The organism is Mucilaginibacter sp. (assembly GCF_039935595.1).
In the GTDB taxonomy this organism is placed as follows: domain Bacteria; phylum Bacteroidota; class Bacteroidia; order Sphingobacteriales; family Sphingobacteriaceae; genus Mucilaginibacter.
Genome location: NZ_JBDTJZ010000194.1, coordinates 16,397 through 41,437, shown reverse-complemented (window position 1 = coordinate 41,437; position 25,041 = coordinate 16,397). Strand labels below are relative to the sequence as shown.

General features: G+C 39.8%; 24 protein-coding genes, 1 pseudogene and 1 riboswitch. Of the genes and pseudogenes, 11 read left to right on the top strand and 14 right to left on the bottom strand.

Annotation, left to right across the window (positions count from 1 at the left end):
• From ABI367_RS13655 to ABI367_RS13630, 6 genes are all read left to right on the top strand, one after another.
• Positions 1-1,771: DNA gyrase C-terminal beta-propeller domain-containing protein (locus ABI367_RS13655; protein WP_462228617.1), on the top strand; the 1,771-nt coding region annotated here is incomplete at its 5' end.
• Between the two features lie 174 nt (positions 1,772-1,945).
• Positions 1,946-3,193, top strand: coding sequence for a tetratricopeptide repeat protein (locus ABI367_RS13650; RefSeq protein WP_462228616.1), 1,248 nt, complete (start codon positions 1,946-1,948; stop codon positions 3,191-3,193).
• Between the two features lie 235 nt (positions 3,194-3,428).
• Entirely contained in the window at positions 3,429-3,902 is a 474-nt protein-coding gene (locus ABI367_RS13645) for a DUF4442 domain-containing protein (RefSeq protein ID WP_462228615.1), read from the top strand.
• A complete protein-coding gene (locus ABI367_RS13640) occupies positions 3,902-4,354 on the top strand; it encodes a GNAT family N-acetyltransferase (protein ID WP_462228614.1) in 453 nt (150 codons plus the stop codon). The genes ABI367_RS13645 and ABI367_RS13640 overlap by 1 nt, the downstream gene beginning before the upstream one ends.
• A gap of 14 nt (positions 4,355-4,368) precedes the next feature.
• Positions 4,369-4,992: an AlbA family DNA-binding domain-containing protein gene (locus ABI367_RS13635; protein ID WP_462228613.1), complete on the top strand. Its 624-nt coding sequence runs from the start codon at positions 4,369-4,371 to the stop codon at positions 4,990-4,992.
• A 115-nt stretch (positions 4,993-5,107) separates the two neighbouring features.
• A complete protein-coding gene (locus tag ABI367_RS13630) occupies positions 5,108-6,466 on the top strand; it encodes an MATE family efflux transporter (protein ID WP_462228612.1) in 1,359 nt (452 codons plus the stop codon).
• A 126-nt stretch (positions 6,467-6,592) separates the two neighbouring features.
• On the opposite strand, the gene ABI367_RS13625 is transcribed toward ABI367_RS13630, so the two are convergent.
• The 3 genes from ABI367_RS13625 to ABI367_RS13615 are packed head-to-tail and all read right to left on the bottom strand — an operon-like array spanning position 6,593 to position 8,321.
• Complete coding sequence (locus tag ABI367_RS13625) at positions 6,593-7,198, bottom strand: DNA-3-methyladenine glycosylase (protein WP_462228611.1); 606 nt, start codon at positions 7,196-7,198, stop codon at positions 6,593-6,595.
• Positions 7,195-7,845, bottom strand: a complete 651-nt coding sequence (locus ABI367_RS13620; protein WP_462228610.1) for an alpha/beta hydrolase — start codon at positions 7,843-7,845, stop codon at positions 7,195-7,197. The genes ABI367_RS13625 and ABI367_RS13620 overlap by 4 nt, the downstream gene beginning before the upstream one ends.
• Entirely contained in the window at positions 7,842-8,321 is a 480-nt protein-coding gene (locus ABI367_RS13615) for a GAF domain-containing protein (RefSeq protein ID WP_462228609.1), read from the bottom strand. Before ABI367_RS13615 ends, ABI367_RS13620 begins: the two co-directional genes overlap by 4 nt.
• A gap of 72 nt (positions 8,322-8,393) precedes the next feature.
• On the opposite strand from ABI367_RS13615, the gene ABI367_RS13610 reads away from it, so the two are divergent.
• Together ABI367_RS13610 and ABI367_RS13605 are read left to right on the top strand one after the other, a co-directional pair.
• Positions 8,394-9,089 (top strand): DUF3291 domain-containing protein, encoded by a 696-nt coding sequence (locus ABI367_RS13610; RefSeq protein WP_462228608.1) that lies wholly within the window; start codon positions 8,394-8,396, stop codon positions 9,087-9,089.
• An 11-nt stretch (positions 9,090-9,100) separates the two neighbouring features.
• Entirely contained in the window at positions 9,101-9,349 is a 249-nt protein-coding gene (locus ABI367_RS13605; RefSeq protein WP_462228607.1) for a hypothetical protein, read from the top strand.
• 237 nt (positions 9,350-9,586) lie between these two features.
• On the opposite strand, the gene ABI367_RS13600 is transcribed toward ABI367_RS13605, so the two are convergent.
• From ABI367_RS13600 to ABI367_RS13585, 4 genes are all read right to left on the bottom strand, one after another.
• Positions 9,587-10,273: an SIR2 family NAD-dependent protein deacylase gene (locus ABI367_RS13600; protein ID WP_462228606.1), complete on the bottom strand. Its 687-nt coding sequence runs from the start codon at positions 10,271-10,273 to the stop codon at positions 9,587-9,589.
• Positions 10,274-10,349: 76 nt separating this feature from the next.
• Entirely contained in the window at positions 10,350-10,919 is a 570-nt protein-coding gene (locus ABI367_RS13595) for a DUF6580 family putative transport protein (RefSeq protein WP_462228605.1), read from the bottom strand.
• 52 nt (positions 10,920-10,971) lie between these two features.
• On the bottom strand, positions 10,972-12,030 hold the full coding sequence (locus ABI367_RS13590) for a YncE family protein (RefSeq protein ID WP_462228604.1): 1,059 nt from the start codon (positions 12,028-12,030) through the stop codon (positions 10,972-10,974).
• Between the two features lie 10 nt (positions 12,031-12,040).
• A complete protein-coding gene (locus ABI367_RS13585; protein WP_462228603.1) occupies positions 12,041-14,053 on the bottom strand; it encodes a TonB-dependent receptor in 2,013 nt (670 codons plus the stop codon).
• Positions 14,054-14,159: 106 nt separating this feature from the next.
• A riboswitch (cobalamin riboswitch) is annotated at positions 14,160-14,361 on the bottom strand.
• A gap of 181 nt (positions 14,362-14,542) precedes the next feature.
• Between ABI367_RS13585 and ABI367_RS13580 the strand changes: the two genes are divergently transcribed.
• Both ABI367_RS13580 and ABI367_RS13575 read left to right on the top strand, forming a co-directional pair.
• The gene (locus ABI367_RS13580) at positions 14,543-15,292 is read left to right on the top strand and encodes an SRPBCC family protein (protein WP_462228602.1); all 750 of its coding nucleotides are present in this window, start codon (positions 14,543-14,545) and stop codon (positions 15,290-15,292) included.
• Between the two features lie 320 nt (positions 15,293-15,612).
• Entirely contained in the window at positions 15,613-16,305 is a 693-nt protein-coding gene (locus ABI367_RS13575) for a hypothetical protein (RefSeq protein ID WP_462228601.1), read from the top strand.
• Between the two features lie 854 nt (positions 16,306-17,159).
• Here the strand turns inward: ABI367_RS13575 and rplT are convergent.
• The 6 genes and pseudogenes from rplT to ABI367_RS13545 form a co-directional block, all read right to left on the bottom strand.
• Positions 17,160-17,504: a 50S ribosomal protein L20 gene (rplT, locus tag ABI367_RS13570; RefSeq protein ID WP_462228600.1), complete on the bottom strand. Its 345-nt coding sequence runs from the start codon at positions 17,502-17,504 to the stop codon at positions 17,160-17,162.
• Positions 17,505-17,577: 73 nt separating this feature from the next.
• Positions 17,578-17,778, bottom strand: a complete 201-nt coding sequence (gene rpmI, locus ABI367_RS13565) for a 50S ribosomal protein L35 (RefSeq protein ID WP_462228599.1) — start codon at positions 17,776-17,778, stop codon at positions 17,578-17,580.
• Between the two features lie 118 nt (positions 17,779-17,896).
• Positions 17,897-18,463 carry a translation initiation factor IF-3 gene (gene infC, locus ABI367_RS13560; protein WP_462228598.1) on the bottom strand — a complete coding sequence of 189 codons (567 nt, stop codon included), beginning with the start codon at positions 18,461-18,463 and terminating at the stop codon, positions 17,897-17,899.
• Position 18,464: 1 nt separating this feature from the next.
• A complete protein-coding gene (thrS, locus tag ABI367_RS13555; protein ID WP_462228597.1) occupies positions 18,465-20,390 on the bottom strand; it encodes a threonine--tRNA ligase in 1,926 nt (641 codons plus the stop codon).
• A gap of 180 nt (positions 20,391-20,570) precedes the next feature.
• Complete coding sequence (locus ABI367_RS13550; protein WP_462228596.1) at positions 20,571-20,795, bottom strand: hypothetical protein; 225 nt, start codon at positions 20,793-20,795, stop codon at positions 20,571-20,573.
• Between the two features lie 110 nt (positions 20,796-20,905).
• Positions 20,906-21,043: pseudogene (locus ABI367_RS13545) on the bottom strand (Fe-S oxidoreductase); the annotation flags it as partial.
• A 113-nt stretch (positions 21,044-21,156) separates the two neighbouring features.
• Between ABI367_RS13545 and ABI367_RS13540 the strand changes: the two are divergent.
• Complete coding sequence (locus ABI367_RS13540) at positions 21,157-24,063, top strand: hypothetical protein (protein ID WP_462258092.1); 2,907 nt, start codon at positions 21,157-21,159, stop codon at positions 24,061-24,063.
• A 35-nt stretch (positions 24,064-24,098) separates the two neighbouring features.
• Here the strand turns inward: ABI367_RS13540 and ABI367_RS13535 are convergent, their stop codons facing one another.
• Positions 24,099-24,827: a (Fe-S)-binding protein gene (locus tag ABI367_RS13535; RefSeq protein WP_462228594.1), complete on the bottom strand. Its 729-nt coding sequence runs from the start codon at positions 24,825-24,827 to the stop codon at positions 24,099-24,101.
• Positions 24,828-25,041 lie beyond the last annotated feature (214 nt).

The window sequence follows — 25,041 nt, the reverse complement described above, 5'->3', positions numbered from 1 at the left end:
AATCGTTTCAGAAATACCTTACCAGGTTAACAAAGGCCTGATGATTGAACGTACCGCCGATTTGGTGAACGATAAGAAAATTGACGGTATATCCGCCATCCGCGACGAATCAAACCGCGAAGGTATACGCATAGTTTATGAAATAAAACGCGAAGCAAATGCAGCTATCGTATTAAATAACTTATTTAAATACACCTCATTACAAACTTCATTTAGTGTAAACAACATTGCGCTGGTGCATGGCCGCCCAATGATGCTGAACCTGAGGGACCTTATTCATCATTTTGTTGAACACAGGCATGAGGTTGTTGTTCGTCGTACAAAATTTGAACTGGCCGAGGCCCAAAAACGTGCGCATGTATTAGAGGGTTTATTAATTGCCTTAGATCATTTGGATGAAGTAATTAAGCTGATACGTGCTTCGCAAACACCTGATGAGGCCCGCGAGGGTTTAATGAGCCAGTTTGGTTTAAGCGATATACAGGCCCGTGCTATTTTGGATATGACCTTAAGACGTTTAACCGGACTTGAGCGTGATAAGATAAAAGATGAGTACGAAGGATTAATGAAGTTGATTGAATATCTAAACTCGATATTAGCTGATGAAGGTTTGCGTATGCAGATCATTAAAGATGAGTTGATAGAGATCAAAGAAAAATATGGCGATGAGCGTAAAACCGAAATGGTACACTCATCAGCCGAAATGAATACCGAAGACTTTATTGAGGATGAGGATGTGGTGATTACCATATCGCGCGAGGGTTATATCAAACGTACGCCGTTAACAGAATATCGCAGACAGGGCAGGGGCGGTAAAGGCTCAATAGGCAGCAACAGTCGTGATGCCGATTTTATTGAGCATTTACTAATAGCCTCTAACCACAATTACATGCTGTTCTTTACCGAGTCGGGTAAATGTTTCTGGTTGCGGGTATTCGAAATTCCGGAAGGCACACGTACCTCTAAGGGGCGTGCTATCCAGAATATAATTAATATCCCTAAAGAGGAGAACATTAAGGCATACATTAAACTGCTTAGCCTAAAAGACCAGGAATACCTGGCCAATAACTTTATAATTATGTGTACCCGCAAAGGTACCATCAAGAAAACATCGTTAGAGGCTTATTCACGTCCACGTGCTAATGGTATCAATGCGATAAACATTAATGAGGGCGATTCATTGCTGGAAGCCAACTTAACCAGTGGCACAAGCGAAATTGTAATGGCGTTGCAATCGGGTAGGGCTATCCGCTTTAACGAATCAACCGTGCGCCCAATGGGCCGTACAGCTACAGGTGTTCGTGGTATATCTTTAGATAGCGACAACGATGAGGTGGTAGGTATGATAAGTATTGATAACCCAGAAACTACTGTATTGGTAGTATCAGAAAAAGGTTACGGCAAACGTACTGATATTGATGATTACCGCGTTACTAACCGTGGCGGTAAAGGCGTTAAAACCCTAAGTGTAACCGAGAAAACCGGCAAACTGGTAGCTATTAAAGGTGTAACGGATAACGAAGATTTGATGATCATTAACAAATCGGGCGTTATTATCCGTATCGCAATAAGCGAGTTACGAACAATGGGCCGTGCAACGCAAGGGGTAAGGTTAATAACCCTAAAAGGTAATGACGAGATAGCATCGGTAGCAAAAATTGAGCATGATGATGAGGAAGACGTTGAACGGGATGAAAACGCAACCCCAACAGAAGGCGAAGATGGCGAAAGTACCGAAACCGGCACAGCAACTGACGATACTACCGAATAAAAGAGCATTAAAGCCAATGTTGTGGTAACTATACTATGACATTGGCTTTTAAAATTAACGTGTTACTTGATATTAAGTTAAATAACTGCGATATTGCATTAGCATACAAAAACTGCCAATTTGTTTTTACGCTAAATTATAATAAACTAAATAGTTAATCATATTACTACATTTATGAAAATTAAATTTTTGCTGGTCGGCCTATTAGGTATGATATCAGTAACGGCATTTGCACAAAAAGGCGAATTGAAGAATGCACAGGACGCCTATGAGAAATTTCAGTCATTAAAGGCAGCCCAGGTCGGTGCGTTAGCTACTACAAGCCTAAATGTGGCTAAGGTTTCAATAGATAAAGCCTCTGCTAATGATAAAACATCAACTTTGCCACTTACATATGCTTTAAAAGGAGCAATTTATTCTGATTTTGCTGTTGCCGATACGGCCCAAACAAATCCTTCGTTGTTCACAACTGCCCAGGAGGCATTTAAAAAGGCGCAGGAGTTAGATACCAAAAATGAAAACAAGGCTTTATTTGACCGTACCACGCTTAATATAGCTCAGTATAATCTTAATGAAGGCGTTAGAGCTTATACTGCAAAAAAATATGATCTGGCATATAATGCTTTTGACCGTTACCGCCAGATAATGCCAGAGGATACCAATGCCATATATTATACCGGTCTTGCCGCAATAAACGCCGGAAATATAGCTACAGGTATTACACAATATAACAACTTGTTAACTAAAAATTATTCAAAGAACGACTTTGTTTATTTTGAGTTATCTAATTTATATTTGATGAATAAGGATACAGTAGGCGCGTTAAAGGCAGCCAGTGACGGTATTGCAAAGTATCCTAAAAGTAATGACCTGCGTAAAAGGCAAATTGAACTTTATTTAAGAACCGGCAAACAGCAGGAAGTGCTTAACCAAATTCAAACTGCTATAAATAATGATCCAAAAAACAAAGAATTATACTATTACGCTGGTATAACTTATTCGCAATTGGCTGAGGCAGAAGGAAAAGAGCAGTCAAAAGTTAAAGACCCGGCAGCAAAAGCAAAATTTCAGGCTGCAAAAGTCGACTATTTTACTAAATCTGCAGATATGTATAAAAAAGCTTTAGCAATAGACCCCAACTTTTTTGAAGCCAATTTAAATTTAGGATACTCGCTTATTAGTCCGGCTATTGATATGTATAATGCTGCCAATCAATTACCTGCAAATAAACAAAAGGAATACGAAGCCGCTATAGCTAAGTCAAATGAGCAATTTGACCTGGCAAAACCATACTTGCTAAAAGCGGTTGATTTAAATCCAAAGTCAGCAGATGCTTTATCTAATTTAAAAACTTATTATAGAGCTAAAAATGATATGACCAATGCTACCGCTATACAAAAGAGGTTAGACGAATTACAATAAACAATAGGCCCGGGCTAAAAACCGGGCTTATTATTTTATTTATAACTTTACATAATGTTAATTATGTGATTATATATAACCAATAAAATATGCAAACACCATTTTACAATTACATTTCACAACGTAATATCGAATTATTGTTATTAAGTTATCGCAATAATAATTTATAATACTAATGTTTGTTTTTACGCCGTTTTAGTATTATTTATATTTTAATTGCTGATATTTAAGCCTCATGGTGGTATCAGAAAACTTATTAAAATGGCTTTTACGTTTATATCCACCATTGTTTTTTCAGCGTATTTGGGTAGTAAAAATTAACAACGGTTTTGCCGGGGCACGTGTAAAAATAAGCCACAGTTTATTGAACCGAAATTATAACAAATCTATATTTGGGGGTACTATATTTTCGGCTGCTGATCCTTTTTATCCGGCGCTGTTTCACCAGGTTTTAAGTAAAAAAGGATATCATATAAAAGTATGGTCAAGATCAGTTGAGGTTCAATTTTTAAAACCCGGATTAACTAATTTATATTTTGATTTAGTCATAACTGAGCAGGAAATTGTTGAAATCGTTAATTTATTGGATACAGTTGGCAAATACGTTCAGGCCCACCCTATTGATATTTATAATATTGACGGCAAAAAATGCGTTTCGCTGATGATTGAAGTACACATACGTAATTTAAACTTTATAGAAATAACCTGATGCAAGTAATAATTAACGACAAAGCTTTTCTAAAAAAGGGATATACAATATCAACCGATAAAAACCTGCTGGATTTTGATGTTATTTATAATTTTTTGGATAAAGATTCTTACTGGTCGCAGGGTGTACCCATTGAAAAGTTAAAAGCAGCCATCAAAAACTCTCTGTGTTTTGGCATTTATAAGGATGATAAGCAAGTCGGTTTTGCACGCGTAATTACCGATAAAGCTACTTTTGCTTATCTTTGCGATGTATTTGTGCTGCCCGATTACAGAAATCTGGGGTTGTCAAAATGGTTGGTGCAAACGATTATGAACTACCCCGAATTACAAGGGTTAAGACGGTGGGCCTTAGCAACCGTTGATGCACATGGACTGTACAGCCAGTTTGGATTTGCACCGCTGAACAATACCGAAAGATGGATGGGCATATATACACCTTATAAAACCTGATCACGAAAGAAAATATGAATATCAAAAAGCAAATTTTTGAGGGGGAAGGTGTATCGCTCGACTTTAAAAAAACCATTACCAGCTGCGAAAAAATAGCACGTACAATGGTTGCATTCGCTAATAATAAAGGTGGGCGCTTGCTTATTGGAGTTGCCGACGATGGCACCATAAAAGGTGTGAAATCAGAAGATGAAGAGCGGTATATGATAACCAAAGCCGCGCATTTATATGCAAAACCCGCACTTGAACCCGTTTTTGAAGAAGTATATGTAGATGACAAACTGGTGTTGGTTGTTGATACACCCCAAAGCACCCTAAAGCCCCATTACGCCCTTGCTGAAGACGGAAAATGGTGGGTATACGTAAGGATAAAAGATAAAAGCATGCTGGCCAGCAAAATTGTAGTGGATGTGTTAAAGCGGTCGACAGATAGTAACGGCGTGCTTATAGAATATTCGTCTAATGAAAAAACATTGCTGCAATACCTGGAAAGTACCCAACGGATAACTGTCAATGAGTGCAGCGACCTGCTCAAACAGGGTCGGCGGGCAAGTCAACGTATTTTGGTAAACCTGGTATTATCCGGTGTGATCTGTATCCATACTACCGAAAAAGAGGAATATTATACAGCGTGTTAACTTAAGTTCTGGTAAAATGTAAGGTTTTAATGTTATTTCCGACAAAATCTAAAAAAACTAAAAAGGTTTAAAACCATTATAACTTCTTCAACCCATTATAACATCTGCAACTTAAATGAAAACCCATTACCGCGATAATTTAAAACTCGCCATACCCGTGGTAATATCGCAGTTGGGTCATACTTTGGTGCAAACTTCTGATACGATAATTGTAGGGCATTTTGCAGGTACGGTTAGTTTGGCCGCGGTGTCATTAGCCAGCAGTATTTTTGTTGTGCCTATGGTACTGGGTATAGGTATCTCCTACGGCTCTACCCCTCTTATTGCCCAAAACAATGGCCGGAGTGAGTTTGAAGAATGCGGACAACTCCTATCTAACAGCTTACTTATAAACCTGCTGAGTGGTATAGTATTGTTTATTGTGATATCATTAGGTGCCCTGTATTTTTTAGATCACCTGCACCAGGCGTCGCAGGTTGTGGTACAGGCCAAGCCGTTTTTGTTGTTGCTGGCACTATCTATAATCCCGATGCTGATATTTAACACCTTTAAGCAATTTGCCGAAGGTTTGGGCTTTACCAAACAAGCCATGATGATATCCATTTGGGGAAATATTTTAAATATTTGTCTGGGTATCATCTTTGTAAAAGGTTTATTTGGTGTGCATCCTATGGGGATTATGGGCGTTGGTTACAGTACACTTATCGACCGCTGTTTAATGGCGTGCGTAATGGGTATATATGTTTTTCGCTCAAAAAACTTTAAGCAATATCTAAAAGGATTTTCTATTAAAAATATTGACCGCACCCGCTGCTTAAAAATATTAGGCATAGGTGCCCCTGTTGCTATGCAGTATGGCTTTGAGGTAAGCGCGTTTAGCGGTGCAGCGATTATTGTAGGTACTATTGGGTTGGTACAACTTGCCGCGCACCAGATAGCCATTAACCTGGCCTCTATCACTTATATGATGTCTAGCGGTGTAGCAGCGGCGGCAGCAATTAAATCGGGTAATTATTTTGGTGCTAAGGATCATGGCAACCTGCGTTTATCAACAAAGGCAAGCTACCACATTGTTATAGCTTTTATGTGCATATCCGCCATTGCTTTTACTGTTGGAAATAAAATATTACCATGGATATACACTTCAGATGTTAATGTAATAGCAATTGCAGCACAGCTACTTATAATTGCTGCGTTATTTCAATTGTTTGACGGCACGCAGGTTGTTGGACTGGGAATTTTACGTGGTATGGGTGATGTTAATATCCCTACCCTCATCACTTTTTTGGCTTATTGGGTAATTGGTTTGCCCTTAGGGTATTTTTGGGGAATAAGCTTAAAATGGGGCGTATCCGGTATATGGTACGGTTTAGTGGTAGGTTTAATGGTTTCGGCTATTTTGTTATTCATCCGCTTTAAAAAGATAAGCAAACATCACCGTTACCATACCCCTGTTATTATTGCCCGCGACTAATCTTTAATTGTCAGGTTAATAAGCCTTTTTAGGCGTAAATTAGCCCCTTTAAGCAATTTTTTAATCATAAGCGGCAAGTTGGTATGTGTTTGGGATAAAAATAAAGCAAAAGAGCTTTTATTTAGTTTAGTGCTTATTGGGCCTACTTACATATTTGTTCCCCTTTACATAAAACCGGTAAGGTAAATGAGCATCAGTACCCGCATAGTCAACCCCAACACGTGGTACGGCTGCAATTTCTGTATCAGCAAAAGTTAAGCCTCTATCCTCAATCCATAAAACATCGCTTTGTAAGCTGATACCGTTAATGTTACGTGTGATACCTAGCGCTTTGGCCACTGAGCCGGGGCCTGAAGTAATGGTTGGCTTAATTACCGGCATATTCCTTCTATATTGCATAATATCCAACCCGTCGGTTGGATTTATAGCGCGGATGAGCACCGCGTGGGGCTGTCCTTCAACAGAAGTTACTACATTAAACATTTCATGTATGCCGTAACAAAGGTATACATAGGCAATGCCCCCGTGCTCAAACATGGTTTTTGTTCTGGGCGTAAGCCGGTTACCAAACGCATGCGATGCGCGGTCAATAACACCATTATACGCTTCTGTTTCAACAATATATCCACCGGTAATTACACCGTCAATACAGGTAAATAAATACTTACCCAGCAGGTTACTACTTATGCTTACTACATCATTACCCTGGTAAAAAGACAGCGGCAGCTTCATTTTTTATTTAAGATAGACTTTATTAATTTATTAACCTGTTTGGCTTTATCAAATATCATAATATGGGTTCCGCCTTTAATAACCGTGGCATCTTTTATTTTTTTGCACGGAAATATCAGGTCCTTATCGCCGGTAATATGATAAACATTAGCGGGCACTATGTTGTTTTTCCATTTTAAGGAAGCAGCCATTGCCCATTTTAAAAATACCGGGGATGATTTTTTGAGCATATCTTTAAACAGCCATAAATCCTCCGGGTTCATTTTACCGAACAACAGCTCAATAAAAATACCAGATGAGGTCATTAAGCATTTGGGTACGAGCTTGTGAATGGGTGCAGCTCGAAAAAAATCAAAGTACCACGGAGCCTCGCTAATTGTTTTGATACTTGAAATTAAGATTACCTTGTTAATGGGTATTATTTTAGCGATCTCGATACCCATCATCCCCCCTAATGAATTTCCTATAATGACAGAATTTGGAGTTATATGATACTGTTGTATAAGTTTTTGTGCATAGGCTGATAAAGTATCTGTTTCATCTGGCTCTATCCAATCTAACGGTACTACATCATGATCGTGCAGATCAATATTATTATAAACCCGCGTATCTGCACCTAACCCGGCAATTAAATATATTTTGCTCATTTAAAGTTTATCAGCTGCACTACCTGTTCCAAATATTTGGCATCTATGTCATCAAAATGGTTCAGGTGTTCACTATCCGCATCTAACACACCAACAACCGTATTGTTGCCAAATATCGGCACCACAATTTCCGACCGGGATAATGAGCTGCAGGCAATATGGCCCGGAAAGGCGTCCACATCACCAACTATCAATATTTTAGCATCCTGCCAAGCATTACCGCAAACACCTTTGCCTTTGGCAATGCGTGTGCAGGCAACCGGTCCCTGGAAAGGGCCGAGCACCAACTCGTCACCTTTCACCATATAAAACCCAACCCAAAGCCAGTTAAACTGTTGCTTTAACGCGGCGCATATATTGGCCAGGTTAGCAACTGTATCCGGCTCGCCGGTTATCAGCGCCTTAATTTGCGGTAGCAGGGCTTTATATTGTTCGGTTTTGCTGGTTGATGTTGAAATGGTTAGATCTTCGGACATAGTACAAATTTAAGCCACAAGTAGTGAAATTAAATATGCTTAATATCATATTTAATCTTTTATTTCGCAAGGATGATAGTTAGCCTTACTATAGTTCGATACCGCAAGCTGTTAATACCCTTTGCTTTATTGGCCATGGCTATACACCGTTTGCCGCTATGGTTGCAAAAAGAGTGTAAGTTTTGGAAATTGATGGGCAGCGGGCATAACGGTACATTTGACCTGCAACCCGATTGGCAACAATGGGCTTTATTGGCCGTATGGGAAAGCCGGGAGGATTTTGAGGACTTCTATAGTTCATCATTTATTGCGGGCTGGTGGAGGCTGTTTGGTGCCGAAAAATGGACCATACTATGCGAGCCGTTGCAAAGTCACGGTAAATGGGATGGTATAGATCCATTTGCCGCTGCACCTGTTACTGATTATGAAGGAATGGTTGCGGTACTTACCCGCGCAACCATTCGCTTAAGTAAACTAAGGGGCTTTTGGGGTAATGTGGATAGTGTAGCTGATATGATGACATCGGCTAAGGGCTATATAACTTCATTCGGCGTAGGTGAAGCACCGGTTTATCGCCAGGCTACATTTTCTATTTGGGAAAGCCTGGAAGATGTAAAAGCTTTTGCCTATCACTCACGCGAACACGCCGAAGTCATCAAAAAAACAAGAGAGGAAAATTGGTACAGCGAAGAGTTATTCGCGCGGTTTAAACCAATTGCCAGTTTCGGAACAATAAAAGGGAAAGACCCGTTAAACGGTTTGATTTAATAATTAATACTATGAGAGTAATTGCAGAACTACCCCACCCGGATTTTAAGATCACCATATTTAACATGAACCAAAAGTTTATTGTAAAACTGGAAAAGGGCATTTTAGAACAGAGTTATAAAATACCAGATATGGATTTGACCGACGGCGTAAACAGCGTATTTGAAATACTGGACGAGGCGTTTTTAGCCACTGTAGCTACCAGGTTTGCAGAGATGGGTAAGGATTTTAAAGAAGCTTATTATAGATATAACTATTAGTATAGATAATAATTGTAACTATCTATAAAATAAATAGTTATTTTTTAAATACATCAAATTCAAAATATTATTTGGCAGTATTTGACACCTATAAGAGTGGAATAACCATTTATCTAATTTTATAATTTATATATATTTTTTAATTATATTGAAAATTAGATAGTTATGCTATTTGACAGAATTTTATTTGGTAGCTAAAAAAGCCAAATTCTTGATCAAATTTGATATTTGACGACCTTATACAGATAATAGATCTTTTACCAATTGAGGTACTCCCACCGTCGCTTTTTGGGCTAACTTTATAAAGTTATTCCCTGATCTTATTTCCGGTATTTTAGGATCAATAATGTATTTAGGTACATCGGCTGGGACATAGTTGATAAGCCCGGCTGCGGGATAAACCGCCAGCGAACTGCCTACCAAAATAAACAAATCAGCCTGACTGCAAATTTCCATCGCCTTCCCTATCATGGGTACATCCTCGCCAAACCAAACTATATGCGGTCGTAATTGCGAACCCAATTCGCATACCTCTCCCATTTTTAGCTCCCACCCTTCTATTGGGTACGTCAGCTCTGGGTTATCGTTTGATTGCGAACGGGTGATGATGCCATGCAGGTGTACCACATGAGTTGAGCCTCCCCTTTCGTGCAGGTCGTCAATATTCTGGGTAATAATGGTAACCTCATATTTTTCCTCAAGCTTAGCCAACGCGTGATGTGCGGCATTAGGTTCGGCCTTTAAAACAGCTTTACGGCGCATGTTATAAAACTCCTGTACCAGTTTAGGGTTCCAGTCCCATGCCTGGGGTGTTGCTACTTCTTGTATATCATAACCCTCCCAAAGGCCATCGCTGTCTCTAAAGGTCTTTAAACCGCTCTCAGCGCTTATTCCGGCGCCGGTCAGTACTACTAATTTTTTCATCAGTATAAAAATAACATTAAACAAAAAAAAGCGACCAGCCTAAACTAATCGCTTTGTAATTATAACAGGTATAAGTTTAGAGTGCTAACTGATGGGCCGGGCGTAATACGGCATACTTACTTTTTGCAAACTCAAATCCGCCAAAAAGTAAGGTACAAAATAAAGCATCGCCCAATACCATATTTTTTTCAAATGGTATAGCGGCAATTAATGATTGCATGTACCCGGCCAATGTATGCGGATACAAAGTGCCATATAGCCACGGAAGGTCAATAATTAACCAGTGTACAGCAATACCTGCAATGGAGGCTAAAAACACATTTACAAAACTGGCTTTTTTAATTAATGTACCTATAAATACCATAGCAGTAAAGCATATGTACATCCATAATGAATAATTGTTCCAGAAAGGCTGCCCGTATAATTTATTGATGATGATATCGCTTGCAAAAAGCGTTAAAAGCACGGTAAGGTAAGCTTTCCACTTATTAGTAAAGTAAGCGCCGCCAAATAAGGCTATTGCTCCTACTGGTGTAAAATTGCTTAACACATCCGGAAATTTATAACTAACCAGGCGCATAGCGGCCGCGGCAACAATAAATGCTACTAATACGAGGGAACGGGTATCTATCTTTTTTAATGACATATTTTATATTCTACAAAGTAAAATTACATATTTATCTTAATTATCATCACCACTATTTAGTGTACAGTACAATTTTACCTGGATTAATGCCTACAGTTATTGAATATTCCTTTTTTCCGGTTTTATCAAAAGCGTATAAAATACCGTTTGACGAATAATCCTTGGCATCAGTTACAAAAACCTCCCCGGTGCTGCTATCTGCGGTTATTGCATAAGGCGCAGTTATGGTTGTAGCGTCGGTAATAAAGTTGGCAGATACTGATGATTGCGTTTTTACATTGTAAACCGCAATTTTATTATCAGCGGTAGGATAATACACATAATCACTATAAGCAGCTATAGGTATGTTGTATCCTAAATTTAAGTTTATTTGTGATTTTATTGCATCGGTTGTGTTATCAATAACAGTCATTCCACCCTGAACGGCACCATAATCGCCTAATGATAAAACATACACGTTGCCATAGGTATCGGCAGTGATGGTAACCGGGTTGGTTATAACGGTTACTTTTTTAGTTTCGGTTAAGGTAGTCAAATCAATAACAGATACGGTTTTATCCAGGTTAGGGTAATCCAATCCGCCTGAATTAGCTACGTATAGCTTACCATTGGCTACCACCATCTGCTCCGGACTGCGGCCCACGTTAATGGTTTTGGTAATGGTTAACGAGGCGGTATCAATCACCGAAACTGTGTTATTATAAGAGGTCACAAAAGCATTGCTTTTATAAAAAACAACACTACGTGGCTGGTTAAGTGTTATCTGCTTAATAAGCTTGGTATTTGACGAGTTAACCACATCAACCACGTTGGAATTATTTACCACGATAAACATTTTTGAGCCATATATTCCCGCATCATTACCGGTATCGCCCAGTTTTGTGGCGTTGGCGGTAAAAAACTGATCGGCAACCAGGTTTTTTGTGGTATAATCATAATAAGTTAATGTACTGTTGTTGGCAAAAAATCCACCCTGATTTAATACATACAAACCTATTCTTTGCGAGCCGGGAATGGTTGTGTCGGGTCCTACTTTATCTTTATGGCACGATGCCAGTGTTGTTGCAAAAGCAATGGCAATTAACAGGTAGTTGAGTTTTAATTGTTTCATGATATATGTTTTATATAGTTATTTGAAATGAAATTCTGAATGACCGGCCCGGCATGGGGTAGCTTTGTATTACCACATAGTCCCTATTAAACAGGTTGTTTATTTCTGCAGATAAAACTATGGGTAGCTTATTTATTAAGCCTTTATATACAACCGAAGCATCACCTACAGCATAGGGTGCTAAATAAGCGTCAGGTGTATTATTGTTGTTGAAATAACGCGACGATGAACTTATCTGATTATAATAAAATCCCCAGTTACCTTTGTTGATACCCACATTTAAAGCGATGGTATTTTTAGGAATATAAGGCAGTTGATTTAAATAAGTAGATGTTGTAGGGTCGGTAACATTAATGGCATCCTGGTAGGAATAGTTTACAGTTATCAGCGCTTTATAAGCCATACCCAGCCTGGCTTCGGTCTTTATATTTACATCCAATCCCTTAATATCCACCTTACCATAGTTTTGTACCGAAGCCGTATAAACCGAAGGGATATATACAATTTTGTTGGTTACGTTGTTATAATAACCATCTGCACTAACAGTAACGTAATCCAGCAAACAGTTTAGGGCTTTGTGGTAAGCAATTCCCAGATCGTATTGATTGGCAAACTCGGGCTTTAAATTAACATTGGGCGAAAACCCGTAATAAAGCTCATTAAACGTAGGCACACGGAATATATACTTATAAAAGCCCCGTAATTTAAACCCCTGGTCACTGAAGGGTCTAACAGTGGCTACTATGGTTGGCGAATAAATATTTCTATCAGGCACGGTTGTGCCGGTGCGTATGGTTTCGCTAATATTAGTGTTCAATAAACTCGCCTGTAATGTTGCTTTACCTATATTTAAATTAGTGGCCAGCACGTTCAAAATTGTTAACCGCGTAGGATAGCGAAACGTTGGCAGGTCGGCATCCATATTGTTTATAGCGACATCTGCCGCGTATGAAATTTGCCAGTTGGGTAAAATGGTATAAGATAGCGCAGCCGACTGGTAATACTCACGCTGTGTAAAATGCTGATCTAAAAGATGTGCTGTATTGGGAAACTGCGGGTCGAGATAATGCAGAAAACCTTTTGAGAATTTGGAATTTACAAGTAAATGAAACCCTGTTTGCCAGGTATGCTCATAACCTGCCTGTATAAACAGGTCCTGGTTCCATAAATGCTGGCCCGAAGGTGGTGGCGTGTATAAAACAACCGCGCCGGGCAACCCCCTGTCTGAATTATAATAGTTTACATGCAGGTTAAACTGGTTGCTGTCATTTTTTGCATGGTATAATGAGGCGTCAATTTGCTGCGCGTTAATGCCCGAGTTTATACGTGTTTGCTGTGTAACCGTATTGCCGTTATGAATCTGGTACATGTACTCGCCATTGGCATTTTCATTATAAGTATTTACAATAACAGACCAAGTGTTGCTTAAACGTTGCTGCCATTGCAGGTACGGATTAAACAAGCCAAAACTGCCCGCTTTAATACCTGCAGTAATTTGGTAAGGCTTATCGGCGGTTAATTGTGGTTTTATTGTTTTTATGGATAATATGCTGGCCGCTGCGAATGATCGTGCAGGCTGCGTAATATTGGGTGGCTGCCCATTATATAAACTGATCTCACGGATGTTATTCAAATTTAGCTTACCCAGGTCAACCTGACCATTTTCGGCATCATTTACCTGTACACCATCGTATATAACCGATGTATGGTTTGCACCTAAACCACGTACAGATATAGTTTTCAAGCCGCCTATGCCGCCATAATCTTTAATAACAACTCCCGAAAAATTGCGTACGGCATCAGCCACATTAAAAGCACTGTAGTGGCTAAAATCAGTATTGGTTATTTGTTGCGATGGTACAGTAGTTTGTATTACGGGTATAAATGATGAGGTAATTTTAACTTCCTTAAGCTTTTTGGTAGTATCGTTTTGCGCTAACGCGATAACAGGCAGACACAAATAACATAATACCACGACAATATGCCGTTGGCTAAAATAAATGTGCTTAGTTGTTTTGTTCATCGCTGCTGTTAAATCACAGCCAACGAAAAGGAAAAAAATGGAAATGAAGTTGCACTACGCAATGAAGAGCATCTACAATCCAAGCTTCAATCCCCGAAAGCTATGAATAAAGTATAATGCTCTGGCAGGTCTTCTGACTTACTCCCCTTTCGTCCTGCCTTCCCGTCCTGACGAATCAGAACAGTGGCCAATTGAATGGACGATTGGTTATGGAGCTTACAGCTGCGGGACAGTTATGGAATTACACCATATTCCCTTTTAATCCTTAAAAATATGCCTTTAAGGAACCTAAAGCGATGCAAACATACAATAAGTATTGGTAATGGGCAAATACAATAACTCCATGTCATTTCGAGCGACAGCGAGAAATCTATACATGGGTATGGGCATTATTACAGCAATGTATAGATCTCTCACTACGTTCGAGATGACAATTTGAAAACAGAATTAACCCTAAACTGTTAACCTACTAACATATATCTATTTATCATGGCAACTACAATAAGAACAAAAGCATACAATAACGCTGCAAAAAACATGGCAGAAGAAATAAATTTAAACTGGCCCGAGCGTTATATATCCATCGCCGCAGGCGTAAAACTTACCTTTAATGGCTTGCGCAATTTATTCTCAAGTCCGTTTACCAGCTTTTTAAAATTGGGTGCTGGTGGCTATTTATTAAACCGTGGCGTGAGCGGTCATTGCGCAATTTACTCCCGGATGGGTAAAGACACCCAGGAACCTGTTAATGTAAACATCCATTCATCATTCACTGTTGATAAACCGCGCAAGCAGGTTTATGATTTTTGGCGAAAACTGGACAACCTACCTTTATTTATGAACCACCTGGAGAGCGTGGAAGTTATTGATAATGAACGCTCGCGTTGGGTGTTGAAATTACCTACCGGTGTGGGCAATGTGAGCTGGGATGCCGAAATTGTAAAGGACAAACCGGGTGAGGTAATTGGCTGGAGCTCGTTGCCTGATTCTATAATTGATAATGCTGGTAAGGTTTACTTTAGAGATACCGAGGATGGTAAGGGAACTGTTATTGACGTGATCATTACTTACCAGCCACCGGCAGGCGGACTTGGCGCCGGTATTGCCAATATTTTAAACCCCGTATTTAAAAATATGGTTGATACCGATGTGCGCAACTTTAAACAATATATGGACATTGATAAAGCGTTAAAGCCAATCAGCCATGCTACAAAATCGCATAAGATACATGCGAATTAAAAGCCCCCTTTGTCATTTCGACCAAGGGGAGAAATCTATGAAGCGACCGACTTGTGTATAGATTTCTCTCCGCCATTAGGCGGATCGAAATGACATACTGTCTATATTTTACCAAAAAAAAACTCCCGGTTTTCGTGAGTTTTTTTTGGTAAAATGGTTTACAAAGGTTTACATAATCAAATAAACAATTTTATAAATATTTGATATTCAATTATTTATAAAATAAAAGGTTTACAAATAGCAGTATTACTATTTGCTAATAAAATTAGTATTTTAAATTTATTTTTACTACCTTTATATGTTCCAAAATAAAGGCCCCAATGAATACTAAACCAACCACCTTAGCACAACTTTCAAACAAAAAGATCGACAACCTCCTGGCTTTAGAAAAGATCACGCTAAAAGACCTTGAAGGCGTGAGCGACCCTGAACGCCGCCGCCTTGCCAATAAGGCCACTAAAATATTAGCAAAGTTAACCGGTACAGCCAGGGACAACTTTTTAGAAAAAATAGAACAGGTGATGCCCGGCCATGCAAAAAACGACATTTGGGAATATAACCACGCGGTGATCAGCACTGTCATTTCAAACTATATGCACAAACACGGAGTTATGCCCGGTAAAAGCACCATTGCCGAAGAGACCGGCCTTAGCCGTCCAACTATTGACAAACACCTAATAGCCTATAGACAGCATCCCGAATTTATTGCAGAGATGGAGCAATTTAAATTGATGTCTAACCAAATACTGGTCAATGTATTCAAGTATGCCAGCAACGGCGACATAAGGGCAGCCCGACTTTACTTTGAGATGGTTGGCACTCTTAACAAACAGCCTGCCGGTACCGTTGTGAATGCGCAGAACAACTATATCCAGATAAACAATACCATACTGAGTCAGGAAAAGTTAAAGCAACTAAGCGACGAGCAGTTGACGCAGATAGAAAATATTGTTACCAAAAAGGAATATAGGCTTTCTGAAACGGTGGCATCACAGATGTTGTTAAGAAGCTGAAAAACCGGTTATAATCCTATAACTATCAATGTATAGACAGAGCAATCTGTTTAAAAAGCAAAATGCCCGTTAGGGGCTACCTGTTTGTAGAAAACAGGAATAAAATGTGCTATTGCCTCGTTAGAGGCTACCCATTATGTAAAGGGTAACCCCTAACGGGGCACTAAGGCTATATATTATACAAATGCTACAAACAGGTAGCCCCTAACGGGGCAACAGGTCGCATAATGTGTTGTCGTCTCCACGGGGTCTTTCCAATGCTATTAAGTTAAAGTATTGGCTCCCATTTTAATATCGAACACAGAATGTCCAATGTCGAATAATGAAGTTAAAACTTCGATGTTGATATTCAAAATTCATTATTCGATATTATTTAGCTTTTATTTTCCTTAACTTAATAACCTGTCCCGTAGTGACTAAACCTTTGTAGAAAATATAATAAACAAATATTATGCTCCGTAGGTGCATCACTTCGTTTAGGCACAAGTTGCCTTTGCCCGCTTGCCAGCCCGACAAACTTGCGCCAGCTTGGGGTAACCCGACCGTGTTTTGGCTAAAGCCAATTTTGCTTATTTTTTTATCCCGTCCCATAAATGGGACGGCAATGAGGTTATGCCTTTTAATTCATTGCCGTTGGCTTCAGCCAACGGATAACAAATAGAACGGATCTGGCTTTAGCCTAAATTGTACTACTAAGGCACAAGAACTCCATGCTATAGCTCCCGTTGCATTGCGCCAGTTGTGGGGATAATAATAAAACGCGAAAACACCACCAAAAACCAAAAAAGGCTTCCCGATCATCGGAAAGCCTTTTTATCTGTGAGATCACCAAAAATCGGTGAAATCAAATAATATTATTTTACTGCGTCAACCACTGCTTTAAAAGCATCCGGGTTGTTCATGGCTAAATCAGCCAATACCTTACGGTTTAAACCAATCTCTTTAGCATTTAATTTACCCATTAAAACTGAGTAAGATAAACCATGCTGACGGGCACCTGCGTTAATACGCTGTATCCATAAAGCTCTGAACTCTCTTTTCTTGGTCTTTCTATCGCGGTAAGCATATTGTAAACCTTTTTCAACTGTGTTTTTAGCAACGGTATAAACCTTGCTGCGTGAACCCCAATAACCTTTGGCGAGGTTCATGATCCTTTTTCTTCGTCTTCTCGACGCTACGGCATTTACTGAACGTGGCATTTTTTTTGTCTTTTTGGTAGTGAGTGCCTTTTTAGGACTTTAATACTCTAATACCTGGTTAAAAATTTGTTAATTACTTTCCGATGCAAAGCATACGTTTTACGTTACCCAAATCGCCATCAGACACTAAGCTGGTGTGACCTAAGTTACGTTTGCGTTTAGTAGACATCTTGGTTAAGATGTGGCTTTTAAATGCATTCTTTCTTGTGATTTTACCTGTTCCAGTAAGCTTAAAACGCTTTTTAGCACTGGAATTGGTTTTCATTTTTGGCATAACCTGTTTATATATATTTATTTAATTAATTCTCTTTATGAGGTAAAAGCTGAAAGGTTAAAGGTTAAAGGAGAAAGGTTTAAACTAAACTAATCTCTAATCACCAATTAACTGATCCCTACTTCTTCGCCCCCTTTGAAGCAACGGTTAAAAACATCCGTTTTCCTTCCAATTTCGGTAACTGCTCCACCTTGCCTACTTCTTCTAATGCTTGTGCAAAACGCAGCAGTAATATTTCTCCCTGCTCTTTGTAAACAATGGCACGGCCCTTAAAATGTACATAGGCCCTTACCTTTTCGCCGGCTTCCAAAAATTTGGTAGCGTGTTTCAATTTAAAATCAAAATCGTGGTCATCAGTATTAGGCCCAAAACGGATCTCTTTGATGACGGTTTGCTTGGCATTGCTTTTAATTTCTTTCAGCTTTTTCTTCTGTTCGTAAATAAACTTATTATAGTCAGTTACTTTACAAACAGGCGGAACAGCGTTAGGAGATATTTCAACCAGATCTAATTCTTGTTCTTCGGCTATTGCCAAAGCATCTCTTAATGAATATACACCTTGTTCTACATTGTCGCCTACTAAGCGCACTTCTGTAGCCCTTATGAATTGGTTGATGTTGTGTTCTGCTTCTTTTTTCTTAAAAGGAAGTCTGGGTCCTCTGTTAAAAGGTTTGTTTAATGCCAAGTTATACGGTTATTTCTTTAATTATTTGATTTTTAAACTCTTCAATACTCATGCTCCCTAAATCGCCCTGACCATGTTTGCGTACAGAAACCACATTTTCAGCAGCTTCTTTTTCGCCCACTATCAGCATATAAGGGATCTTTTTAACCTCAGCATCGCGTATTTTGCGACCTATTTTTTCATCTCTGAAGTCAATTAGCCCGCAAATATCGGAATCTTTTAACACATCAGAAAGTTTTTTTGCATATTCTTCGTATTTTTCAGATATCGGCAGTATAATAAATTGCTCGGGCGATAACCAAAGCGGGAAATTTCCGGCGCAATGCTCTATCAAAACCGCCACAAAACGCTCTAACGAGCCAAACGGAGCGCGGTGTATCATTACCGGGCGGTGCTTTTGGTTGTCGCTGCCGGTATATTCCAGTTCAAAACGCTCGGGTAGGTTATAATCAACCTGTATAGTACCCAGTTGCCATTTACGGCCCAGGGCATCCTTCACCATAAAATCAAGCTTAGGGCCATAAAATGCCGCTTCGCCCAATTCAACTACGGTTTTTAAACCTTTTTCATCAGCGGCCTCTATAATTGCCGATTCGGCCAACGCCCAATTTTCATCGCTGCCTATGTATTTTGCTTTATTCTCCGGGTCGCGAAGCGAAACCTGCGCGGTATAATCATCAAAGCCCAGGGCTTTAAATACATACAGTACAAGGTCAATCACTTTCATAAACTCCTCCTTCACCTGGTCTGGACGGCAAAATAGGTGGGCATCATCCTGTGTAAAGCCGCGCACGCGGGTTAAGCCATGCAGCTCGCCGCTTTGTTCATAGCGGTATACGGTACCAAACTCGGCTAACCGTACCGGAAGATCTTTGTACGAGCGTGGTTTAGTTTTATATATCTCGCAGTGGTGCGGGCAGTTCATCGGTTTTAAAAAGAACTCCTCTCCTTCCTGCGGTGTTTTTATAGGCTGAAATGAATCGGCACCATATTTTTCGTAATGGCCCGATGTTACATATAGGTTTTTATGACCTATGTGCGGTGTGATAACCTGCTCATATCCTGCTTTGGCTTGCGCTTTCTGCAAAAAGTTAGTTAAACGTTCGCGCAGGGCAGTACCTTTTGGTAACCATAACGGTAAACCCATGCCTACTTTTTCAGAGAAAGCAAACAGCTCCAGTTCTTTACCCAGTTTGCGGTGATCGCGTTTTTTAGCCTCTTCCAGTAAGTGTAGGTATTCGGTCAATTCGCTCGCCTTTGGGAAAGTTACGCCATAAATACGGGTAAGCTGCTTACGGGTTTCATCGCCGCGCCAGTAGGCACCGGCAACGCTCATTAACTTAACCGCCTTGATAAAGCCAGTATTAGGTATATGCGGACCGCGGCAAAGATCAGTAAAGTTACCCTGGCTATAAAAAGTGATGGAGCCATCAGGCAGATCTTTAATTAGGTCCAGTTTATACTCATCGTCCTTTTCGGTAAAGTAAGCAATAGCATCGGCCTTGCTAACCGGTGTGCGGGTAAACTCTTCTTTAGTTTTTGCCAGCTCAATTATTTTATCTTCAATTTTCTTGAATTCGTCCGACGAGAACTCCCTGTCGCCAAAATCAACGTCATAATAAAATCCGGTCTCGATAGCCGGACCGATACCGAACTTGGTGCCGGGATACAAAGCCTCTAAAGCCTCGGCCATTAAGTGGGCCGATGAGTGCCAAAAGGTTGATTTACCTTTTACATCGTTCCAGGTTAATAATTTAACGTGCGAATCTTTTTCGATAGCGCGGCTGGCATCCCAAACCTCGCCATCAACTTCGGCGGCTAATACGTTTCTTGCTAATCCTTCGGAGATAGACAGCGCTATCTGCATAGAAGTTACGCCCTGTTCGTACTGACGAACCGAGCCATCGGGAAGTGTAATACTAATCATCTACAACTATGATCTAAACTTTTATAAAATTACGTTTTTTGATCACCTACTAACGTGATCTTTTTTATTGAATGGCGAATTTACTAATTATTGACTAAGATTTATAGGATTTATAAGATTATTAGGATACTTGCATCGGTATATTTCCTCGCAAGGAGGTATAACGTCGGTATAAACAAATTATAGCTTAACTTCATAATGTTCCCGTACATGCTGGTTGATATAGGTAGTAAGCCCTTCACCTTTTTGGGCAAGTGCCTTCATATCAGCTATGGCTTTTGCCCCGGCACTTTTAACAGAATATACATAAACAGACCCATCCATGAACTTTATGCTGATACTATTCTTGCCAATTTGGTAAGCAATTACCCCTGTGTCCTGACTGGTGCTTTTATAGGATTGCATGTTTTGCTTACTGCAAAAAAGCTGCCATTATCTGAACTATGATTTATAGCATTGTAGAATTTTAGGATTAAAAATCAATAAGTTAAAAATCCGAAATCCGAAATCCGAAATCAAACGTTCCCCCATCCATGTGCCAATACATCGGCTATGTGCATGGTTTTAACGGGTATGGCGTTTTTATCGATATAGCCTTGTAAATGCAGCAGACATGATGCATCAGTTGATATGATATATTCCGCTTCGGCAGCTACGGCGTGTTTTATTATTTTGCTGTTTTATCTATTAATATATTTTTATTTCATATTAAACTTTATTAATATTTGTTAATCAAATAGCCAACACCATTAAACCTATCTTATTCATGTATAAATATTTACGAAGCCTTTTTTTGGTATCCCTAATAATGGGTATAACCTATGCGGCAAGCGGCCAAATTACGGCGGCTTTAAAAAAACACGTGGTGGCTATTACAAGCATGCGCGAGCGTTTACCTGTTGAGAAGCTATATCTGCAACTAGATAAACCCTACTATGCTACCGGCGATACCCTGCGCTTTAAAGCCTATTTATTAAATGGTGATTTTTTAACCCCATCCATCCGGAGCGGCCTGTTATATGTTGAAATGGCGAATGAAAACAATATTACGGCCAAGCGAATAATGGTACAGGTAAATTCGGGGCTTGCCTGGGGCGATATTGCGTTGACTGAAAAAGAACTACCGCATGGCAATTATACGTTACGTGCCTATACCAACTGGATGCGCAACTTTGGCGAAGAGTATGTGTTTAAAAAGCAAATCTATATTTCGGCAATTTCTGGTAATGAGATGCTGGTAAAAGCCAACTTCGCGCAGAAAAATAATAAGGTAGAAAGCGTTTTGCAGTTCACGGCGCTTGATGGCCGTCCTGCCAGGTTAAAGCAGCTGGAGCTTAAAATAATGCAGGGCAATAAGAACTTATCCAGGGATAAAGTTACCACAGGCCTTGACGGAAGCCTGGAAGTAAACTTCGAGCTGCCATCATCCGAAAATGCTAAAAATAACTTTTTTATAACCGCACAGGATATTACCAAAGGAACTACCGCCGCTGCTGTAAGCATACCCATAATATTGAACCGTTTAGAAAATACCGATGTGCAGTTTATGCCCGAAGGCGGCAGTCTGGTAGCCGGTATAAAAACCAAAGTAGGTTTTAAAGCGATAGGCGAAGATGGCAAGGGAACTGCAATTGCAGGCAGCATAGTTGATAGCAGGCAGCAAGTAATAGCCCTATTTAAAACCTCGCACGCAGGCATGGGGTCATTTGAATTTACACCAAACGCGGGCGAAACTTATACCGCGAAGATAAACGGTATTAATAAAATATATCATTTGCCGGTAGTAAATTTAGGTGGCACTGCGCTAAGCATAACATCTACAAATGATTCGCTGCGAATAACTGTAAACAGGTCTACTGCAACCACTTCAGCCGTTATAACCGCTCCAATTTATTATCTCATAGGCCAGTCGCGGGGGGTAGTTTGCTATGCGCAGGCTATCAGCTTTGATAAAAATGGCCCGGTTGCAGCTACAGTTGCTACTTCCCTATTTCCTACAGGTATAGCCCGGTTCAGTTTGATAAATGCTGAACATCAGCCTGTAAATGAGCGGCAAGTGTTTATAAACCATGAGGACGAACTGAATTTAAGTATTACAACCAATAAACTAACCTACACCCTACGGGATAGTGTCGCCTTAGCCATAACAGTAAAAGATAAGGATGGTAAACCTGTAAAAGGCAATTTCTCGTTGGCTGTTACCGACAATAGCCAGGTAAAAACCGATAGCCTGAGTAGCAATATCCTTAATAACCTGCTGCTTACCGATGATTTGAAAGGAAATATTGAAGAGCCGGGTTATTATTTTGTAAATGTTACACCGCAAAAAGCCACAGACCTTGACAACCTGCTGCTTACCCAGGGTTGGATAGCTTACGACTGGAAGGAAATATTTTACCCCGAAAGGCTGCAACCCCAATTTGCAGCCGAAAAAGAATTTAATATTAACGGAACTGTAAGTAATGTATTTGGTAAACCGTTAGGGAAAATGAACGTATTGGTATTTGCTAACCACCCGGAAATTATTGAAGATGTGCTTACTGATAAGAATGGCCGTTATAATTTTAAAGGATTGGTTCAGGTTGATACAGCCATATTTAAGCTGCAGGCGCGCAACAGGAATGGCAAAGAGGTGAATGTACAACTAAACGTAGATAAGGTAAAGTCGGCGGTGTTTAACCCTGCACCTACTATTACGCCATGGTATATAAACAGCGATAGCATACGATTGAATAATAACCGCACCAAAGCCGCACAAATAAAAGCAATTGCCAATTATAACGGAGATGGTCATATGCTGAATGAGGTGATCATTAAGGAGAAACGAAGTATAATTGGTTCAAAAAACCTGAATGGACCCGGCGAAGCAGATCAAATTATTGATCAGGAAGAACTAGATAAAGCGGGCAAAATGACGCTTCATGACCTTTTATTGATGAAAATAAAGGGTATTTATTTAGGCGGCTTTACACCGCCCAGGCGTGAATATGGACAATCATTGCAGATACAAGGTTATATTAAAAAGGATCTGATGTCACTTAGCCCTACTGAAGCAGCAATTGCAACGAATGCAATAACTCATGGAAGACATAAGCCATGGAGACAAAGCTATCTGCTGGGGGGAAAAGAGATATGTTATGTAATAGACGGAATAGACTTGGATTTCTTTTACAACGATTCATTTGAAGTGCCTACTTACGACACTAAACGCTTTATGTTTATGAAACCCTACCTGGATTATTTTACAGCCGAAGATATTACAGGCATTGAACTAATGAGTAGTGAAAGGCACACTTCATTATATGATAATGAATTTGAACCTGACAAAGCAAGAATGGGCAGATCAAATGCGTTCGCTTATATAGAAATTACTACGCGGTCAAAAAAAGGCCCTTTTATGCAGGTAACACCGGGCACTTATTTATATAAAGCCACTCCGTTTAGCCTGGCCAAACAGTTTTATAGCCCAAAATATACGGTTAAAAATAAAACAACTGCCGTGGGCACTGACATGCGTTCAACTTTATTTTGGGAACCCAATGTGATTACAGATGGAGATGGAAAAGCTACCATATCTTTTTTTAGTGCGGATAAACCATCGGCTTATACGGTAATTGTTGAAGGCACCGACCAAAATGGAAACCTTGGATATAAAAGGCAAAAGATCAATTAAAAAAAAATCCGATCCCGATAGCTATCGGGACGAAATTAGACATTCCCCCACCCATGTGCCAATACATCGGCTATGTGCATGGTTTTAACGGGTATGGCGTTTTTATCGATATAGCCTTGTAAATGCAGCAGACATGATGCATCAGTTGATATGATATACTCGGCACCGGCGGCAACGGCATTATCTACCTTTTGCTGGGCCATAGCGCTTGATATGGCATCAAACTTTACCGCGAAGCTGCCGCCAAAACCGCAGCAGGTTTCCTGGTCATGTAACGGCAATAGTTCCAACCCTAATACTTTATCTAATAACTGGCGCGGCTCGCGTTTGATATAGCACTCGCGCAAACCGCTGCAGCTATCGTGGTAAACTGCTTTACCATCCAGTTCGGCCCCGAAGTAGTCAAACTTGAGGATGTTTACCAAAAAGTCTGACAGCTCGAATATATTACCCTGAATACTACGGCATTTATTGTGTACTACCGTATTGGTAAACAAATCGTTATAGTAATTTTTTACCATGCCTGTGCATGATGCTGATGGGGTAACTATTACGCTGTCTTCGCTAAAACCGTCCAAAAATTTACGACCCACTACTTTGGCTTCGTCCCAAAAACCGGCGTTAAAGGCGGGTTGCCCGCAGCAGGTTTGGTTGGGGTTGTAGGTTACCTTACATCCCGCTTTCTCTAACACTTTAACAGTATTAAAAGCGGTATCAGGATATAACTGATCAATAAAACAAGGAATAAATAACTCAACGTTCATGGGCGGCTAATTTCGGGAAAAGTTTGGAGTTTTGAGTAATGAGTATTGAGTTCGTTTTTTAAGCCATTAATCAAGTTACACGTTAGCTATCGAGACGACGGGCGCACCATGACAATACACTTTGTAATATTACTGTTTTTTTTGGTAAAATGGTTTACAAAGGTTTACATAATTTAGAAAAATAATTAGGTAATTAATTGACAATCAATTTGTT

Excerpts from the sequence above, each read along its gene's own strand:
- ABI367_RS13650 (WP_462228616.1), top strand. The coding sequence starts at position 1,946 with ATGAAAATTAAATTTTTGCTGGTCGGCCTATTAGGTATGATATCAGTA.
- ABI367_RS13645 (WP_462228615.1), top strand. The coding sequence starts at position 3,429 with ATGGTGGTATCAGAAAACTTATTAAAATGGCTTTTACGTTTATATCCA.
- ABI367_RS13640 (WP_462228614.1), top strand. The coding sequence starts at position 3,902 with ATGCAAGTAATAATTAACGACAAAGCTTTTCTAAAAAAGGGATATACA.
- ABI367_RS13635 (WP_462228613.1), top strand. The coding sequence starts at position 4,369 with ATGAATATCAAAAAGCAAATTTTTGAGGGGGAAGGTGTATCGCTCGAC.
- ABI367_RS13630 (WP_462228612.1), top strand. The coding sequence starts at position 5,108 with ATGAAAACCCATTACCGCGATAATTTAAAACTCGCCATACCCGTGGTA.
- ABI367_RS13625 (WP_462228611.1), bottom strand. The coding sequence starts at position 7,198 with ATGAAGCTGCCGCTGTCTTTTTACCAGGGTAATGATGTAGTAAGCATA.
- ABI367_RS13620 (WP_462228610.1), bottom strand. The coding sequence starts at position 7,845 with ATGAGCAAAATATATTTAATTGCCGGGTTAGGTGCAGATACGCGGGTT.
- ABI367_RS13615 (WP_462228609.1), bottom strand. The coding sequence starts at position 8,321 with ATGTCCGAAGATCTAACCATTTCAACATCAACCAGCAAAACCGAACAA.
- ABI367_RS13610 (WP_462228608.1), top strand. The coding sequence starts at position 8,394 with ATGATAGTTAGCCTTACTATAGTTCGATACCGCAAGCTGTTAATACCC.
- ABI367_RS13605 (WP_462228607.1), top strand. The coding sequence starts at position 9,101 with ATGAGAGTAATTGCAGAACTACCCCACCCGGATTTTAAGATCACCATA.
- ABI367_RS13600 (WP_462228606.1), bottom strand. The coding sequence starts at position 10,273 with ATGAAAAAATTAGTAGTACTGACCGGCGCCGGAATAAGCGCTGAGAGC.
- ABI367_RS13595 (WP_462228605.1), bottom strand. The coding sequence starts at position 10,919 with ATGTCATTAAAAAAGATAGATACCCGTTCCCTCGTATTAGTAGCATTT.
- ABI367_RS13590 (WP_462228604.1), bottom strand. The coding sequence starts at position 12,030 with ATGAAACAATTAAAACTCAACTACCTGTTAATTGCCATTGCTTTTGCA.
- ABI367_RS13585 (WP_462228603.1), bottom strand. The coding sequence starts at position 14,053 with ATGAACAAAACAACTAAGCACATTTATTTTAGCCAACGGCATATTGTC.
- ABI367_RS13580 (WP_462228602.1), top strand. The coding sequence starts at position 14,543 with ATGGCAACTACAATAAGAACAAAAGCATACAATAACGCTGCAAAAAAC.
- ABI367_RS13575 (WP_462228601.1), top strand. The coding sequence starts at position 15,613 with ATGAATACTAAACCAACCACCTTAGCACAACTTTCAAACAAAAAGATC.
- rplT (WP_462228600.1), bottom strand. The coding sequence starts at position 17,504 with ATGCCACGTTCAGTAAATGCCGTAGCGTCGAGAAGACGAAGAAAAAGG.
- rpmI (WP_462228599.1), bottom strand. The coding sequence starts at position 17,778 with ATGCCAAAAATGAAAACCAATTCCAGTGCTAAAAAGCGTTTTAAGCTT.
- thrS (WP_462228597.1), bottom strand. The coding sequence starts at position 20,390 with ATGATTAGTATTACACTTCCCGATGGCTCGGTTCGTCAGTACGAACAG.
- ABI367_RS13550 (WP_462228596.1), bottom strand. The coding sequence starts at position 20,795 with ATGCAATCCTATAAAAGCACCAGTCAGGACACAGGGGTAATTGCTTAC.
- ABI367_RS13540 (WP_462258092.1), top strand. The coding sequence starts at position 21,157 with ATGTATAAATATTTACGAAGCCTTTTTTTGGTATCCCTAATAATGGGT.
- ABI367_RS13535 (WP_462228594.1), bottom strand. The coding sequence starts at position 24,827 with ATGAACGTTGAGTTATTTATTCCTTGTTTTATTGATCAGTTATATCCT.